This window comes from Methylobacterium sp. CM6241 (genome assembly GCF_054817845.1).
Map to the genome: position 1 here is coordinate 4,501,042 of NZ_CM139246.1, position 16,645 is coordinate 4,517,686.

Sequence of the window (16,645 nt, forward strand, 5' to 3'; positions counted from 1 at the left end):
CATGTACTGGGGCGCCGAACCTCTATGCCTGCTCGAGCCCTGGGCGCTGAGTTGATTTCCTCATGCCTCTGACCAAACGCATCGTCGGGCTTGTGGCGCTCGCGCTCATGCCCGCCCTCGCCATCCAGGGTTACAACGAGTACGCGCTCCGCTCCGCGCGGGGCGAGGCCGTGCGAGGCGAGGCGATGCGCGCCGCCCGCAGCGTCGCCGCCGACCTAGGCCAGTTCGGACGCGGCACCCGGCAGGTTCTCGGCATCCTTGCCGAGGTGCCGGAGATTTAGGGCAAGGACCCGCTCAGCTGCACGGCCTACCTGAGGACCCTGCTCGGAAAGGTGCCCGGCGCTTTCTTCTTCGGGGTGGCGGACACGGATGGGAGCATCGTCTGCAACACCCTGGGCACTGCGCGCGGAGCGTACAACCTAGCCGACCGCGGCTACTTCCAAGACGCGATGCGGACGGGCGGTTTCACCGTCGGAGGGTTCGTGACCGGACGGATCACCAAGCGGCCAACCTGGCAGTTCGCCCAGGCCATACCAGGATCCGATGGTCAGCCGGTCGGAGTCGTCGTGGCCAGCATCGACCTGGATCATCTTGCAGGACACCAGGCACGGGCCGGGCTCCCCCCGAATGCTACGCTGACCGTCGCGGACCGGAACGGCTCCATCCTACTCCGACTACCCGATCACGCCGAGTGGGTCGGCAAGCCTCTTCCACCCGAGTTCTGGTTGGCAGTCTCGCAGAGCCGCGGCAAGGTCATCGATTTGCCTGGCCTGCGCGGAAACATGCGAATCACGGGTATTGCCGCTGCGACGCCGGACGATCTCGATGCCATTACGGTCGCGGTGGGTCTCTCGCCAGAAGCGGCCTTCGCCGACATCGACGCGGCGACGCAACGGGGGGTGATCCTCATCATCCTCGGTGCACTCGCTGCACTCTTGGCTGCGTTCCTTGCCGGGCGCGCCTTCATACGCCGTCCCGTTCAGCGACTGCTGCAGGCTGCCTCTGCCTGGCGGCTCGGCGACCTCGGCGCGCGGTCTGGGCTCTCGGGTCCCTCGGAGTTCGGCCAACTCGGGGAGGCCTTCGACGCCATGGCAATCTCGCTGCAGAAGCACGAAGGCGAGCTACGTTCCGAGATCTCGCGGAGCCACCTCCTACAGGAGCGTCAGACCATGATGCTGCACGAGCTCAACCACCGGGTCCGCAACACGCTTACAACTGTTCAGTCCCTCGCCCGCCAGTCGCGTCGGACCGACGAGACCGGCGAGCGGCTTGAGGGACGCATCATCTCACTCTCGAAGACCCACGACCTGCTCTCGCGCGACGACTGGACTGGGGCGTCGCTCCGGACGGTGCTGGAGAACGAGCTCGCCCCCTTTCTCGATGGCAGTGAAAACCGGTTCCGGATCGATGGTCCCGACCTCGACCTGCCGCCGCGCTACGTTCTGGCTCTCGGCATGACGCTGCACGAACTCACCACGAACGCCGCCAAGTACGGGGCTCTCTCCGATGAGGCGGGGCGCGTGGACATCGCGTGGCGCGTGGCGACGACGGAGGGCGGCGCGCGCCGGCTCGTGATGGAATGGCGCGAGAGTAGCGGGCCGGCTGTCACAGTGCCCCACCGCAGGGGGTTCGGCACGCGCCTGATCAACGGGGGCATCAGCCATGAGCTCGGAGGAACGGTGCATCTCGACTTCGACGCCGCTGGGCTGAGCTGCGTCATGGATGTGCCGCTCGACGAGCAGGACCGTTTCACCTCGTTCCGGAAGGGCTCGGGTCAAACTCTCTCCGCGGCCTGACCGGCAGGATGAGGGCCGGAACCGTCCCTGTTCGATCAGCACCTTTGAGTTCCCGACCGAACTTCGGTCGGGAACTACCGTGAAGTGTTGCCGTGATGCACGATGAATTACACCTGATACCCCCAGGCAATGGATGCCGCTCTAGCATCGTGCGAGCGACGCACCATTGGCGTGGCGCAAACCAAGTAGGATGCCGGTGCTGAAGGCAAGGCCGGCCTTTACACCGACTCCGGCTCGATGCGGGTCTGCCGGCTGGCTGGACCGCACGTCTCAGGAAGAGAGATAGGCCTTGTTCATCGTGAGGGTGGCGACGACGCCGGCCGTATTCCATTCCCGGTGGATCGAGCCGTCAAGTTGTCGGGTCATGGCACGTTCGAGAAGCTTGCTTCCGTATCCCCCGGGCCCAGAAGGTTCGGCCACTTCGGGCCCGCCCCTCTCCGTCCATGCGATTACGACTACGTCCGCCTGCGAGGAGCAGGAAACGTCGAGAGTGCCCGTCGGAACCGAGAGCGCGCCGTATTTGAGGGAGTTGGTGGCGAGCTCGTGCACGACGAGCGCCAGGGTCGTCGCCGCGGCCTCGCCGACGCCCATCCGCGGCACCGATACGCGGATGCGGCCGCTGAAGGCACCCATGTCGTCGTAGGGCGCCAGGAGGATCGCGATCAGGTCGCCGAGGAGCGCGGCCTTGCCCTCGCTGCCGGGCAGCGGCCGGACGAGGTCGTGGGCCCGGTCCAGGGCGGTGAGGCGCTGCGTCAGCTCGCGGGCCATGTCGACGGAGGTCGTCGTCGAACGCGAGGTAATGGCGGTCAGGCCGGAAGCGAGAGCGAGCAGGTTCTTGACCCGGTGGCTCATCTCGCCGGCGAGAAGCTCATGGCCCTCCTCGGCCTGCTTGCGGCCGGTCACGTCGAGGAAAACGCCGAACATGGTCCGACCGACGATGTTATGGTCGTTGCCCTGGCCCCGGGCCGAGACCCAGCGCACGTCCTTCCCGTGCATGATGCGGAAATCGATCTCGTAGGTGCCCATGAGGGCCCGGGTCGCCGAGAAGGCCGCGCGAACCCGGTCGCGGTCCGCCGGGTGGATGAACGCCGATAGGTCCTCGAAGGTCACCGTTCGGTCGAGGGGGGCCCCCCAAAGGCCGTAGCCGCGCGCGTCCATCGTGAAGGAATCGTTGTCGACGTTCCAGGACCACAGCGCCACTCCCGCCGCGTCGACGGCGAGGCGCAGGTGATCCGCCGTCCACGCGGCTGGGCTCGGGGTCTCTATCGTCACGGGATGCATCCTGCAGGCTAGGGTCATAAGGTCCCCGAGCTCGGCCGTGTCAATGAGCGCACCGCGGCTCTCCGACAGCCTTTGCCAAGTAGCCTACGCGAGAACCGGGCAGTGTCTCAGTTTGAAATTTGATCCCGAACGGTTGAGCCCCGCGTTTCCGTTCCGGTCCCTCGCGTCGAGCCCCCCACTAGCGTATGCTTGGCGCTAAGCAGGAAAACGACCAATGAAAAACCAGAGTGCGATAGACGCTCTAGCTCTACAGCATCAACGCCTGACCGGAATGCTCCGCAGTATGGATGGTGGGATCTGGTGGTCATCAGACGCGGCAGCTGATCTCAATGCCGCTAAGATCAAAGCTCAAGCAGATTTAATTGGCTTGGCTTTGGACGAACTGAGCAGCCTTATCAAAAAGATCGGTGCGTAGCCTATTCCCACCGGACCCGAGGGCCAGAAGCGCCCAGCTGACGCTATCGGCAACGCAGTGAAGGTGATGCGCATCGCCACCGAGGAGGAGCCGGAGAATTACGGCTCCGTCCCTAAGAAGAACGAAGCACCCGCGCCGGGTAAGCGCGGGCTTTATCGGAAAACAATAACCTAAAGCGTCCTATGGGCGCCTGACTTGATCGAAGCGAAAATATACAGCAATCTCGCGCTTAATGTCTCTGCGCTGTTCAATATATAGATCTGAAAGTATGTTAGATTTATGAATGTCCGTTGCGGACAGAAGCTTAATGTTTGGATATGCCCCTTCGAAAGTTACATGGAGCGGCCCCGAAAAATCCAAATCGTTAGGATCGAGGCAATAATGACTGTGCATTTTGTGCCTTCATTTGTCGTCAAGCGACGTGAGGAAAATACTTTATAAATCGCGACCCATCCCACAACTCTATAGAATGTCCGCCCATCATTGCCTTAGCGACCTCCGATGCGTGTTCATCATTCTTTGCTAAAAGACGGCATGCATTGAGGACGGTGCCGTCTTTCTCAAGCAGGATTGCACGATAGACCGGGCGGCGTTGGGTCAAATGGACCACGCGGGATAGTGGAGTATCGGGCATCGCATCGCTCTCCTAGTGGAGGCGGGAGCGCACGACTCTCTCAGTCATCGGAGCCAAGGGTAGAGCCGGTGATACGCAACCGTAGCCCTTCCGTATGATAATGCACAGAGCTATTAGATGCTTTCCTGAATTTTATGATAATACTGTTTGAAATCAAAATGGCCGAATAATTTCTAAAAACTGAATTCGATTAGTCAAATTGAACTCGCTCAGGGGGCCGCTGGTGCTTTCGCCGAGGGACCGCCCTCTACAGGGAGAAAGCCCTGGCCAGCGGCCGCAGAATCGACACATGGCGTCTTGAAAACACTAACGGCCGACCTGCCCTCACCACAAACGCCTAATCTGGCTTGCGGTTGGCAGAGGCATACGAGGCGAAAAGGGTTACCTTCTCGATGTACCCCAGCGGCACTATCACGTCGCATTGGATGCAGCGATATGATCGTATTGCCCGGAACCAAAAACCGTTATGTTCCAGCTGCGCATAACACTGCGGACAAGTGTGGGTCATCAAAACAGTGTTTAGGTGTACGGGGAGAGCCAAGGCACTTCTTCCTCTCGTGAGAGGAGCGCCCACGTCGCTCGGTCATCGACACCTGATTCGTCAGTCGATAAGCGGTCACGCTATCTTCTTTATGCGACGAGGCACATGGGTATTCGCGTCGTTAGTACATTTGCTTCGTGAGGCATCCGTCGAAAAGGCAAATTTCAAACTGAGACACTACCGAGAACCGATACCGCTTGGTCGTGGCCGTCCCATGTGGGATGACGGAACAATGCGCATTCCCTCGTTGCCCGACCACAGCGTGGCCGTCTCGGCCTGCCGGAGCGAGAAGGGCCGCTTCCGATGGTCGATCACGACGGCGGGCTACCACCCGTACCGGTCCACGGGCTCTTACCCCTCCGCCTCCGTCGCCCTCGCGGCTGGGATCGCCCAAGCCCATACCTTAGCGGAGCGGCAGCCGATCAGGGGACGGATCAACAACGGGAGTTGGATGTGACGGAGTCCGTCTGACCGGCGGGCAGCCCACCGGGGCAATCCGCAATATGCTTAGGCAAATAGCCAATCAGAGCGCATACTCGAAGCCCCAAAGGATGCTCCATGCCCATCATCGAAATTCGACGTACGCCGCGCTCGCCGGCAGCGCGGGCGGCCATCGTCGGAGCTACACGGGCGTTGGAGATGGCATTCCCGGTCATGATGGATGAGGTCGTGCTGAACAGGCTCGGTAGGGCCGTAGCGGCCCTCTTCGAGGCCGAGGCAATTCTCGCGCTGAGAGTCGTGCCTGAGGCGGCCTGATAAAGACGGTGTGAATCTGCCGAACGATGACAGATGCTTGCGGGACGTCTGACGACGGCTACCGGTTCGATCTCGTCAGGACGCGCGTCTAGCCATAACCGGCCGCAGATCGAAACATCTCGTCAGCCGAGTGCCGTCTTGATGCATGACATCCCCGGCCAAATTGGCCCTGCGCGCCAGATCGAACCCCTGGTCGTTGTCACGACCGCGCGTCAAGCGCGATCACTTCGTCACCGTTCCATCGCACGTGGAAGCCGGCTTCGGCAGTGGCTTCCGAGACGACGGCCTTCCAGTCCGATTGAGGGCGCTCGGCAGCCCTTGCATAGACCAGTTCGCAGATACGGGTGATACTACCGACGGATGTCGCCCCCCGGCTGGTCCAATGCCGGTTCAGGCTTGCGTAGGCGACGTCGTACAGGCGCGCCTGCTCGGCGGCCACGATGTCCAGTCTCATGTCCTCGAATGTCAAACAGCGTTGAACATTGACCCTGGATCGGCGTCGAACTTTGACCCCCTGAATGGGTATGGCGGGACGCCCCTGATCAGCCCGGCGAAGCGGGTCGGGGTGGCGCAGCCGGGCTGATCAGGGGTCCAGCAGGCACGACGTGTGTGCCGGCCTCAGGCGCGGTTCTTGAAGCGCCAGCTCTCGTTGCCGGTCTCGACGATCTCGCAATGGTGGGTGAGCCGGTCGAGCAGCGCCGTGGTCATCTTGGCATCGCCGGCGAACACGCTCGGCCATTCCCCGAAGGCGAGGTTGGTGGTGACCACGATCGAGGTGGTTTCGTAGAGCTTGCTGATCAGGTGGAATAGGAGCTGGCCGCCCGACTGCGCGAACGGCAGGTAGCCGAGTTCGTCGAGCACCACGAGGTCGAGCCGGGCGAGGTGGTCGGCGATGCGGCCCTGCCGGCCGGCGCGCGCCTCGGCTTCGAGCCGATTGACGAGGTCGACGACGTTGTAGAACCGGCCCCGCGCCCCATCCCGGATGCAGGCCCGGGCGATGGCGATGGCGAGGTGGGTCTTGCCGGTCCCGGTCCCGCCGACGAGTACGACGTTGCGCTGGTGAGCCAGGAACTCGCCGCCGGAGAGCGCGCGTACCAAACCCTCGTTGATCGGGGTGCCGTCGAAGGCGAACTCGGCGATGTCCTTGGCCAGGGGCAGCTTGGCGATCGTCATCTGGTAGCGGATCGAGCGTGCCTGCTTCTCGGAGATCTCGGCCTGGAGCAGGTCGCCGACGATCTGCTGCGGCTCGTGGGTGCGCTTGAGCGCGACCTTGATGATCTCGTCGTAGGCGGCCTTCATGCCGAAGAGCTTCAGCTCGCCCATGGTGGCGAGGATGTTCTGGCGTTCCATCATGGGGGGCTCCTCAGGCTGTCGTAGCGGGCACAATCCGCGACCGGCTCGTGGCGCAGCCGCAGGCTCTCGGGGGTCAGGATGGTGACGGGCGGGGTCGGCTCGCGCTGCCGGGCGAGAATGTTGAGGACGACGTCGGCCGAGTGGACGCCCTCGCGTAGGGCCTCGGCACAGGCCGCCTCGACCGCCGGCAACCCGTCGCCGAGCACGGCGGTGAGGATCTCCACCATCTGCCGGTCACCTCCGGCACTGCCGGCGAGCTTGCGTCGGACCCGGTCGAGGGCAGCGGGCAGCACCCAGTCCTTGAACGGTGCGCCGTTCCGGAGCGCGCCGGGTTTGCGGGTGAGCACGGGGACATAGTGCCAGGGATCGAACACGGTCTGATCCCGGCCGAAGGCGCGCTCGTGCTCAGCGACGACGCGCCCGTCCTGCCGGATCTCGACGCGCTCGGCGTAGGCCCGCACCTCGACCGGCCGACCGATGGCGGAGGCCATGACCGAGTAGCGGTTGTTGTCGAAGCGCACGAGGCAGGTCGTGGACACCGAGGCGGTGACAGCGTGGAATCCGTCGAAGCGGCCAGCATAGGGAACGAGGGCTGCCCGCTCGGCCTCGAACCGCTCCCAGACGGTGCGTTCGCGCTCCTCGGGATGAGGATGCGCCTTGGCGTAGGCGATCACCTGATCGAGCAGGAGCGCGTTCAGCTCCTCGTAGCTCTTCACCCGGACACGCGGGGTGAAGAAGCGCTCGCGCACCAGCCCGACCTGGTTCTCGACCTGCCCCTTCTCCCAGCCCGAGGCCGGCGTGCAGGCGACCGGATCGACGAGGTAGTGCGAGCACATCTGCAGGAAGCGGCGGTTGTAGGCGCGCTCGCGCCCGACGAAGATCGTCTCCACCGCGGTCTTCATGTTGTCGTAGATGCCGCGCTGGCAGGTGCCTTGGAAGAACGCGAACGCCCGGTCGTGGGCGTCGAACACCATCTCCTGGCTCTCGCGCGGATAGGCTCGTACGAACAGCATGCGCGAGTTGCAGAGCCGGACGTGGGCGACATCGACCGTCATGGTCGTGCCGCCGATCAGCACGATCTCGTGGCTCCAGTCGAACTGGTAGGCCTCGCCCGGGGCGAACGACAGCGGCACGAAGGCTTGCGCCGTGACCGAGGCGCGCTCGCGCTTCCAGGTTTTGGCATAGCGCCGAACGGCATCGTAGCCGCCCTCGTAGCCGAGCCCGCGCAGCGCCTCGTAGATCCGGATCAGCGTCAGCCGCTCGCGGACGGACCTGCCGGCGTTGATGGTCAGCATCCGATCGAGATCGTCGCGCCACGGCCCGAGCTTGGGCAGCGGCTGCACCTCACGCTCGTAGGCGAAGGCGGTGGCCCCCGACCGGACGACCTTCCGGACCGTGTTGCGGGAGACGTGCAGGTCTCGGACGATGTTCTTGATTGCGCGGCCGCGGTTGAAGAACTCGCGCCGGATGCGCGCAATCGTGTCCACGCCCTTCATCCCCCTACACCACCCTTCCAGCCGTACCGGAGGGCAGTCTGCGAGAACGAGGTTAGGGGGTCAGAATTGGACGCCGATCCCCCGCCTCACGGGGTCAAAGTTGCACGCCGAAACACATCCAGCGACGCCGAACGGGCAACCACGCGGTCGCCAGCCAATGTTCGAACCCCTAACCCCGCGGCAGAGTTATCCGTAGTTAGCACCGGGACTAACCGGCATACGGCGAACTTTTGGGTGCCGGGACATGTGAACACTGCGATGGACCGTCCGTCATCCGAATCCAGATCGCAAAGTAACGTTATTATGTGACATTTGCAGGAGGGTTCGCAACCTATGTTCCCTCGCTCCCAACCGTCGTGGTCATGTCCTAATTGCTTTCCCTGATTGGCCAGCCTCAAACCACATCGGCAACGGATATGAACTTCTACGAGCCCACACCGCGCGGCTCGGACTACCTGGACAGGATGTCGTCATTGATTGCCCGCCTCATCCTCGACTACGGCACGGTCGCCGAGATGGGGGCGGTGTCCGGTGAGCTCTCTCGTACCCTTCAGGATCGATCGGCCGGCACGGATGCTGCGACCGGCGCCGGCGATTATGACCTGGTGTTGTCGTGCGAGAACGACCTCACTCGACGCGATGCGCCAAGGCTCCTATCCCACTGCCTCGTTTCCGCCCGTCGCGCCGTTGTCTGGGTTGTGCCTGCCGATGACGGCGCGAGGCTCTTGGGCCCTACCCTGACGGGCTGCCTGCCGCGCGCATGGGTCGAGGAGCTGGAGAGCCACCCTCTTATCCCTCGAAAAGCTCTACGCGACTGTTTCCCGAGATTGCCAACCGAGCATCGTCACGACCACCGCATGGTCCATGCCGTTGGGGTTACGTGACCTCGGGGCATTCACGACTAGTTTGGCGCAACGCCTGGGATGGGACGGAAGCTCGCGGGAAGCAGATCTTCAACAGCAACTGGTTCAAATTGCCGGTGCACATCTCTTCGGGCACGCCATACCCGTGTCGCGGCGTTCCGCCGTCCTCGCTTGGATCCTCCAGTGAACGCCGAGCAAGCGGTGAATTGATCGTTCGTCCTGTGATGTCGAGCAACGCACGGCCGGCTTATTTCTCGGGCGATGCGGGCGTAGATTCAAGCAACGTGCCTGCCGAATGGCAGTTTGCGCCGCTACGGTGCCGGGATGCCATGCGCCGGCTGGGCACGGGGCATGAGGCACTCGCCGATGGTGGCTGCTACGGAGCTTGATATGGTTCGCCCGCCAAATGCGGGGGCGCCCCTAGCAGTCCCTCGCCGTGTGGGGTTTGCTCGGCTCCGGCCAGACGTCATTAGTCGCGGAAAAAAACCGTTCTCGTTGGGATAGGGAACGGCTCCCTTTTTCAAGCGGGATCGTCCGAAAGGGCCATTTGCCTGTCTTGATCGATTGTCCAGGGTCCGGCCTTGTGTCGGTCTTCCGTCCCTACGGCCAGGAAATCCTGCATGACGCGTTCGATGAGCACGATAGCTGCGTTCCTATTGGCCTCCAGTGCATGGGCAGGCGACGCCAAAGTCGACCCGAGCGCCTACGTTCCATATACCGCTAGAGCGAACCCGAGGATCACAACGAAGTGGGGTGCGGAAGCACTTCCGGGGATCAACCGCCTCCGCAAGGAGGCCGCGCACAAGGTTGCGCGTTTTAAGACTTGCAACGGCATCTCGACATCCGAGCTATCCGAGCAACGAAGCGCCGCCCCCGATAACTGGATCGTCGTTGTGGCGTGTCGAAACGGAATGAAATTCTACGTCGCCCGCGAGGACATCGCGCCCGGGAACCAGACGATGGCGGTCCCGGCACCTGGGAGATCCGTTTAGGTGCGCCGGTGGTGAGGTCGGACCTCGTAGCCCCATTACTGCTCAAAAGTGCTTGTGGACTAACGATCCGAAGGCCATCCGCCCGGGTCTTTGGGGTTCTTACTCGTCCGGGAGGGTAATGGCATTTGCACCGGCGCGAACGCGTTGTCCGGCACGTCCACGCGGCCGTCTGGCCAGCCAGGAAGTCAATCCCACCATGATCCGTAAGGCGACGCGCACGACAAAGAATGCCATCGATAGCGGTCAGTTTTCCGCCCGAGCGTATTTTCCGGGTCACCTTGCCCCTGGGAACAAGGACCACGGTCTCGGCCCCCTGGCGACGATCATGGAATCCTTTCTAGCGCCGGGAACACATATCAAGCTCCACGAGCATGTCGTGGACGAGATCGTTTCCTGGGTCCCGGCTGGTGTGATGCGCCATGACGACCCTGAGGGAGACCACCTGACGATTGATGCCGACCATCTCATGGTAATGAATGCGGGACGCGGCTTCCAGCACGAGGAGCGTACCCGCAACGACGACCCGCCGCTTCGCATGCTACAGATCTTCGTCCGGCCGTACGCAGAAGGTCTGGATCCCGGCATCCAGCATGGCCGGCTTCCCGAGCCACATGCGAACGAATGGCGACATGTTTTCGGTCCGTCTGGGGACGAGGCCCCGTTCCAGGTGCGCAACGCTGTCGATTGCCGCGATATCCGCCTCGCCGCTGGGCAAACCACGTCTGTGCCGACTGAGCCTGGCCGAACGACCTACTTCTTTGTTTTCACCGGATGCGTGGCAGCCGACGGACAAACGTTCGACGAGGCCGAAAGCGGCCTGGCGGTCGAGGGCGGGGATATCCGGTTGGAGGCCAACGCTGACGCGGTGGTCTTGGCCTTCGTCATCGACGCGAATGCCCAGGTCTGCCGCGGCGGCACAGTTGGGGATGGCGAAACCGTCCATCGAATGGGTGCCCAAGCGCTCCGCTGAACCCACACACGTGTGGGCTGCGCGCGGTCCGGGCTGGCTCATCCCTGCCGCGTGAGGTCGAAAGGACCGGCGGCGACGTCGGTAGCCGCCAAGGAAGGGTCCGGCCGGGTCAGAATTAGGCCCGATCCGACCGGAAGCGTAGCTACTTGGCCTTGTCGCCCTTCGAGGTCTTTGTGGAACCGGTCGTTTCCCCGACGAAGCCGATCATGCCGTCCTTGATGACGAGCTTGTCACCCTTCTCGACCGACCGTCCGTAGCCCGATCCCTTAACGCGGAGTTCGCATCCACCTTGGCATTCGACCTCGGTCGTGGCACCCGCCGCGAGCTTCTGGTCGGTCTCTGTCTCACCCTTGTCGACCGTTAGGGTCTGCTCTCCCTTGTCCTGGTTCATCACGGTGATCGCAAAGGCTGGGGTGGCCGCCAACGTCATGCCGAGTAGGACGACCGTCGAGATTGAAGTGCGCTTCATGTCCGTTCTCCGTTTGTGGGCAACATGCCATCGTGGGGGGAAGGTCGTGCGCGGGAGCCGCGAACGTCGGGTCTTGTTGGTGGGGATCACGGGGCGCTTGGCCGAGACGGCGGGGTCGTACGCCGAGGATACCGTTCGCGGGCCAGTTCCTCGTGCCGCGGAGCCTGCCGTTTCCTGGGAGATGGGCTAACTAGAGCGGCATCCGATCAGGTTGGATCGAAAGCATCGTAGCCTGCGGCCACGAGGTAGTTGCGGCACTCATTCGGTGTGAAGCGCCTGAAGGCCTGCTTGATGGTGTCGCAGAGTTCCACAACCGTGCGGGCGCCCTGGGCTCGCAAACAGGCCTTGAGCTTGGCAAAGGCCAGTTCGATCGGATTGAAGTCGGGCGAGTAGGCCGGCAGGTAGAGCAGGCGGGCACCGGCCGCCTCGATGCGTTCGCGGATGCCGCTGACTTTGTGGGCGGGCAGGTTGTCGAGCACGACTGTGTCACCCTGCTTCAGAGTCGGCGCCAGGGTCTCATCGACATAGCGGCGGAAGCGGACCCCGGTCATGGGGCCGTCGAAGAGCGCGGTCGCCGTCAGGCCGCTGGCCCGCAGTCCCGCTGTGACCGTGATGGTTTTCCAGTGACCGAACGGCACGGCCACCCGGCAGCGCTTGCCACGCAGCGCCCATCCGTAGCGACGCGTCATTTTCGTGTTGGTTGCGGTCTCGTCCAGGAACACGAGCCGGTCTGGATCGAGGTCGAGCTGGCCCTCGAACCAGGCCAGGCGCGCGGCCTTCACGTCCTCTCGATCCTGCTCTGCGGCGTGGCCGGTGTTTTTTTACGCGTGATGCCGTGGCGCTTGAAGAAGCGGGACAGGCTGCTGACCCCGACCCGCAGGCCGCGTTCGGCCAGATGGGTGCGTAGCTCCCGCAGGAACAGTTCCGGTTTGGCCTCATAGGTCCGCCGGATCAGGCCAGCCTGGGCCTCGATGGCGTGCGAGCGCTGATCGCCGCCCATCGGCTTGGCCCATGTGCGTCCTTCCCGCATGAAGGCCTCGTGCCAGCGCACGGCGCTAGCCGGACTAACCTCGAACCGTCTGGCGGCTTCCCGGCGCGAGGCTCCTGCCTCGATCGCCATCACGACCCGTTCACGCAGATCGACTGACAGGGCTGAGGGCATCCGGCTCTCCTCCTCGGAAAGCCGCGCATCGAATCACATCTGCGCCGCCCCCGAAACCCCGGTCGATTCAAGCCGATCGGACACCGCTCTAGGATGGGTCGATGCGCCCTGCCGGCTACCGGCTCATGCTCCTGAAGCGCCAGTAGTGTCCCGTGTCCCGGTAGCCGGCAGGGCAGCGTTTGACGCATGCTCCCGCAGCGAACTTGAGCGGCGGGCGGCAGGAGTATCGGAAGGACGCCTTTTGCTGACGGTAAGCGTCACTTTGTTTGGCGATGGCCGATTGTCCCATTGCGCCGATGCTGACGACCGATGCGACGGCCAATGAGGCCAGGGATACCTTGAGGTTCATTCGGGCAACGCTCCATGCCGTGATTGCGATGATCTCATCGTCGGAAGCGCCGCCGTCACCCGAGCGCCAGGCCTATGCGTAGGCTCTCGCGCCTAGCGACATCCGACGCAGATCCCGTCGAGGACGTGGTCGAGGTCTCGCTGCCGCACGGTCCGCTCCGACGGATCGTTTGTCGGAACAGCCGCCGTCCCGCTTGGTACGGTCTGGCCCGTCAGTGCGGTGTACGGTGCCGTGACAGTCGTTTCCGGCCCCCCTCCCGTGCCGGTCATCGCCGGCCGGGCGCTCAGGTTTCCCCATCCAAACAGCAGGACGAAGGTTAGGAGGAGGCCGGTAATACCGGTCACGCGCATCATTCTGAACTCCCTCCGGCTTTCCTCCCGTGCCGTCGCCGTGAATTTCGATGACGACACGAAATGGCTGGTTGTCCTCAATGTTCGAGCTCAGGCAACGCACCACTATATACAAGTAAACTGACCCTATTAGACCCCATGCCCCAATTAAGGCTGCGATGAGAACGATCATCAAGCTTATTATAATGGGGTAATTCTTTTTCTTTCGGTCTAATGCTGTCGTCGGGGGGGGGGCTGAACACGCTCTTGCATTGCACGTGATTAATAACGCGGGCCATTGGTCGTATTACCGAGTTGTTGCTGGTAACCGGCCCGGGAAGGGTTCCTCGAATTCGGATTGCCGAAGTTGCGGGTGCTCTCCCGGCGATACGAGCGTTCCCCCTTCGATACCTTTCGCTTCTGCTTATAGGCTGACAAGCCGTTATACTTGTGTGCGATGCCTGCATTGGTGGGATGTGGGGTATAGGGCCGCGCGGCCGCAGCGATTGGCGAGGCTGCGACGAGACATGCCGTCGCCGTCGCAAGTGCGATATTTTTGAATGACATCGGAGATTTTCTTATGGATTAAAACAGAAATAAGACGGCTCGCCTCGAACTGTTTCTTGATGTGTTCAATAGTAATGTAAGGCCGCTTGGCGGTACGTGCCAGCACGCACCCGATTGAATGGATTAAATTCAGACTCGATCTAGCCTGTGAACTGGTGGGATTAGGAGACCTTACTCAAGCCGATGATAGCTTAGCTATTACCGAGCATGCGTTTTTGTCGCAGTGCTGGCAACTTAGACTTTCCGGACCGCAAGTATCGAGAGTCAAGCCCACCCCAGGAGGCATGTCTGCTCGTTTGCGACCGGGTTTCGCGTCCTGGACTAAGCCGGCTCGGTGTTAGGGGGAGCGGCGGCAGAGCAATTTAGCCGCAAGAGCTATCGCGCATGTTGCGGTGGATGATGAAGCGTAGCACTGGCCTGACGGCCTCACCGTAGAGCAACATGGAGATCAGGATTGTTAGCCCGGCCACACGCCAGAGCAACATGACTTGCTCGAACCGGCACGATTAAGCCCACAGTCGACGTACTAGATCGTTCCCAGACCGCGGGTACGGAAGCACCTGGTCACCGCTCGCTCACCCCTGTGGAGCTCGACCGAAGTAGGCTGGCCCAACTGCCTCGTTTTGCCAATTGGTCCCCACCCCTCAAGCTATGATCAGGCAGCGTCGGCTCAGACAGGTGCATCAGTCTAAGCCCCGGTGGATCCCAAGTGCTCGACGAAACGCAAACCGTTCCACACATCGATGGCACGGCCGTCAGCTAGGCGCACGGCATGCAATATGGCCTCCTCGTCGTCCCTTGCCGAAACTCGTTCGGTTTCCGCAACGGTATAGTCGTCCGCCAGAATCATCACGAGGTAAACTGAGCTCGTGTGATGGCTACTCAAGCAGCTGACAAGTCCACTCCCAGGCAAATGGAGAGATTGGAGCCCGGTGTCATCGATTGAGGTGAGCAAATACCAATCAGTATGAGAATTTGTCTTCACAGGCAAAGGTCCCCACTGTTGGCGGCCCGACCAACATGGAAACCTGCCAGTCCAAATCAGGACTGCACACCCGGTGATACCTATCGCACCGTCCCACGAAAACTACAACCCGCGGCCATCTTATTCGACGTATCGCCCGAGACCTGCGTCCGGATGCCCGCCGTGGTATCGGCACGGCATGACCATGTCCTTCATAGGCATCGCTCCTTTTAACGACTTTCCCAGTTTGGCCTGAACCTTCCTTGAGCTTCTGCCTCGGTACGGTGATGACGTCAGTGCAGGTCAGGAACGTCGCCGGGCGGAAGGGGTTCGTCCCCCATGGAACCTTACATTCTCGCCCTGGCAGGCTTCGGCACGCTGGTACTCCTCACCGCATGGCTGCCGATGGTGCTCAAGCAGCTGCCGCTGTCCCTTCCCATTTGCTGCGTCGGGATCGGCGCAGCCCTGCCAACGCTGTTCGGATTGACCGGCACTAGCCTTCATCCGCAGGAACACCTCGGCCTCGTCGAACGCCTGAGCGAGTTGGTGGTCATCGTCTCGCTGATGGGTGCCGGTCTCAAGCTGGACCGCCTCATCGGATGGAAGCGCTGGATCGTGACCTGGCGCCTTCTCGGCATCGCCATGCCTCTGACCATCCTAGAGCGGTGTCCGATCGGCTTGAATCGACCGGGGTTTCGGGGGCGGCGCAGATGTGATTCGATGCGCGGCTTTCCGAGGAGGAGAGCCGGATGCCCTCAGCCCTGTCAGCGGATCTGCGTCAGCGTGTCGTAGTGGCGATCGAGGCAGGAGCCTCGCGCCGGGAAGCCGCCAGACGGTTCGAGGTTAGTCCGGCTAGCGCCGTGCGCTGGCACGAGGCCTTCATGCGGGAAGGACGCACATGGGCCAAGCCGATGGGCGGCGATCAGCGCTCGCACGCCATCGAGGCCCAGGCTGGCCTGATCCGGCGGACCTATGAGGCCAAACCGGAACTGTTCCTGCGGGAGCTACGCACCCATCTGGCCGAACGCGGCCTGCGGGTCGGGGTCAGCAGCCTGTCCCGCTTCTTCAAGCGCCACGGCATCACGCGTAAAAAAACACCGGCCACGCCGCAGAGCAGGATCGAGAGGACGTGAAGGCCGCGCGCCTGGCCTGGTTCGAGGGCCAGCTCGACCTCGATCCAGACCGGCTCGTGTTCCTGGACGAGACCGCAACCAACACGAAAATGACGCGTCGCTACGGATGGGCGCCGCGTGGCAAGCGCTGCCGGGTGGCCGTGCCGTTCGGTCACTGGAAAACCATCACGGTCACAGCGGGACTGCGGGCCAGCGGCCTGACGGCGACCGCGCTCTTCGACGGCCCCATGACCGGGGTCCGCTTCCGCCGCTATGTCGATGAGACCCTGGCGCCGACTTTGAACCAGGGTGACACAGTCGTGCTCGACAACCTGCCCGCCCACAAAGTCAGCGGCATCCGCGAACGCATCGAGGCGGCCGGTGCCCGCCTGCTCTACCTGCCGGCCTACTCGCCCGACTTCAATCCGATCGAACTGGCCTTTGCCAAGCTCAAGGCCTGTTTGCGAGCCCAGGGCGCCCGCACGGTTGTGGAACTCTGCGACACCATCAAGCAGGCCTTCAGGCGCTTCACACCGAATGAGTGCCGCAACTACCTCGTGGCCGCAGGCTACGATGCTTTCGATCCAACCTGATCG

General features: G+C 62.7%; 15 protein-coding genes and 1 pseudogene. 9 read left to right on the forward strand and 7 right to left on the reverse strand.

Translation table 11 applies throughout. From position 1 onward, the window contains the following. Positions 1-62: 62 nt before the first annotated feature. Both ACYQR9_RS21100 and ACYQR9_RS21105 read left to right on the forward strand, forming a co-directional pair. The gene (locus ACYQR9_RS21100; protein ID WP_461227922.1) at positions 63-281 is read left to right on the forward strand and encodes a hypothetical protein; all 219 of its coding nucleotides are present in this window, start codon (positions 63-65) and stop codon (positions 279-281) included. 51 nt (positions 282-332) lie between these two features. Continuing rightward, positions 333-1,796: an HWE histidine kinase domain-containing protein gene (locus ACYQR9_RS21105; RefSeq protein ID WP_461227923.1), complete on the forward strand. Its 1,464-nt coding sequence runs from the start codon at positions 333-335 to the stop codon at positions 1,794-1,796. Between the two features lie 270 nt (positions 1,797-2,066). On the opposite strand, the gene ACYQR9_RS21110 is transcribed toward ACYQR9_RS21105, so the two are convergent. Beyond that, the gene (locus tag ACYQR9_RS21110; RefSeq protein ID WP_461227924.1) at positions 2,067-3,068 is read right to left on the reverse strand and encodes a sensor histidine kinase; all 1,002 of its coding nucleotides are present in this window, start codon (positions 3,066-3,068) and stop codon (positions 2,067-2,069) included. 223 nt (positions 3,069-3,291) lie between these two features. Between ACYQR9_RS21110 and ACYQR9_RS21115 the strand changes: the two genes are divergently transcribed. From ACYQR9_RS21115 to ACYQR9_RS21125, 3 genes are all read left to right on the forward strand, one after another. After that, positions 3,292-3,492, forward strand: coding sequence for a hypothetical protein (locus ACYQR9_RS21115; protein ID WP_461227925.1), 201 nt, complete (start codon positions 3,292-3,294; stop codon positions 3,490-3,492). A 1,407-nt stretch (positions 3,493-4,899) separates the two neighbouring features. Continuing rightward, complete coding sequence (locus ACYQR9_RS21120; RefSeq protein ID WP_461227926.1) at positions 4,900-5,124, forward strand: hypothetical protein; 225 nt, start codon at positions 4,900-4,902, stop codon at positions 5,122-5,124. Between the two features lie 101 nt (positions 5,125-5,225). After that, on the forward strand, positions 5,226-5,423 hold the full coding sequence (locus ACYQR9_RS21125; RefSeq protein WP_461227927.1) for a hypothetical protein: 198 nt from the start codon (positions 5,226-5,228) through the stop codon (positions 5,421-5,423). Positions 5,424-5,622: 199 nt separating this feature from the next. Here the strand turns inward: ACYQR9_RS21125 and ACYQR9_RS21130 are convergent, their stop codons facing one another. The 3 genes and pseudogenes from ACYQR9_RS21130 to istA all read right to left on the reverse strand — a co-directional run. Continuing rightward, entirely contained in the window at positions 5,623-5,877 is a 255-nt protein-coding gene (locus tag ACYQR9_RS21130) for a hypothetical protein (RefSeq protein WP_461227928.1), read from the reverse strand. Between the two features lie 164 nt (positions 5,878-6,041). Further along, positions 6,042-6,776 (reverse strand): IS21-like element helper ATPase IstB, encoded by a 735-nt coding sequence (gene istB, locus ACYQR9_RS21135; RefSeq protein WP_279601257.1) that lies wholly within the window; start codon positions 6,774-6,776, stop codon positions 6,042-6,044. Positions 6,777-6,784: 8 nt separating this feature from the next. Then, positions 6,785-8,272 (reverse strand): annotated as a pseudogene (gene istA, locus ACYQR9_RS21140) (IS21 family transposase); the annotation flags it as partial. 416 nt (positions 8,273-8,688) lie between these two features. On the opposite strand from istA, the gene ACYQR9_RS21145 reads away from it, so the two are divergent. Together ACYQR9_RS21145 and ACYQR9_RS21150 are read left to right on the forward strand one after the other, a co-directional pair. After that, positions 8,689-9,156 (forward strand): hypothetical protein, encoded by a 468-nt coding sequence (locus tag ACYQR9_RS21145; protein ID WP_461227929.1) that lies wholly within the window; start codon positions 8,689-8,691, stop codon positions 9,154-9,156. Positions 9,157-10,323: 1,167 nt separating this feature from the next. Continuing rightward, a complete protein-coding gene (locus ACYQR9_RS21150) occupies positions 10,324-11,097 on the forward strand; it encodes a pirin family protein (protein ID WP_461227930.1) in 774 nt (257 codons plus the stop codon). A gap of 142 nt (positions 11,098-11,239) precedes the next feature. Here the strand turns inward: ACYQR9_RS21150 and ACYQR9_RS21155 are convergent, their stop codons facing one another. From ACYQR9_RS21155 to ACYQR9_RS21165, 3 genes are all read right to left on the reverse strand, one after another. Then, complete coding sequence (locus ACYQR9_RS21155) at positions 11,240-11,566, reverse strand: hypothetical protein (protein ID WP_461227931.1); 327 nt, start codon at positions 11,564-11,566, stop codon at positions 11,240-11,242. Positions 11,567-11,772: 206 nt separating this feature from the next. Further along, positions 11,773-12,728 (reverse strand): IS630 family transposase gene (locus ACYQR9_RS21160; protein ID WP_461227386.1). Its coding sequence is split into 2 segments (ribosomal slippage): positions 11,773-12,389 and positions 12,389-12,728, totalling 957 coding nucleotides; the frame shifts between segments, so codons are not numbered across the junction. Positions 12,729-13,169: 441 nt separating this feature from the next. Beyond that, entirely contained in the window at positions 13,170-13,430 is a 261-nt protein-coding gene (locus ACYQR9_RS21165; protein WP_461227932.1) for a hypothetical protein, read from the reverse strand. 1,846 nt (positions 13,431-15,276) lie between these two features. On the opposite strand from ACYQR9_RS21165, the gene ACYQR9_RS21170 reads away from it, so the two are divergent. Both ACYQR9_RS21170 and ACYQR9_RS21175 read left to right on the forward strand, forming a co-directional pair. Continuing rightward, positions 15,277-15,729 (forward strand): hypothetical protein, encoded by a 453-nt coding sequence (locus ACYQR9_RS21170; protein ID WP_461227933.1) that lies wholly within the window; start codon positions 15,277-15,279, stop codon positions 15,727-15,729. Next, a protein-coding gene (locus ACYQR9_RS21175) for an IS630 family transposase (protein WP_461227934.1) occupies positions 15,687-16,642 on the forward strand; the annotation gives its coding sequence in 2 pieces (ribosomal slippage) (positions 15,687-16,026 and positions 16,026-16,642; 957 coding nt in all). The genes ACYQR9_RS21170 and ACYQR9_RS21175 overlap by 43 nt, the downstream gene beginning before the upstream one ends. The last annotated feature ends 3 nt before the right edge of the window (positions 16,643-16,645 follow it).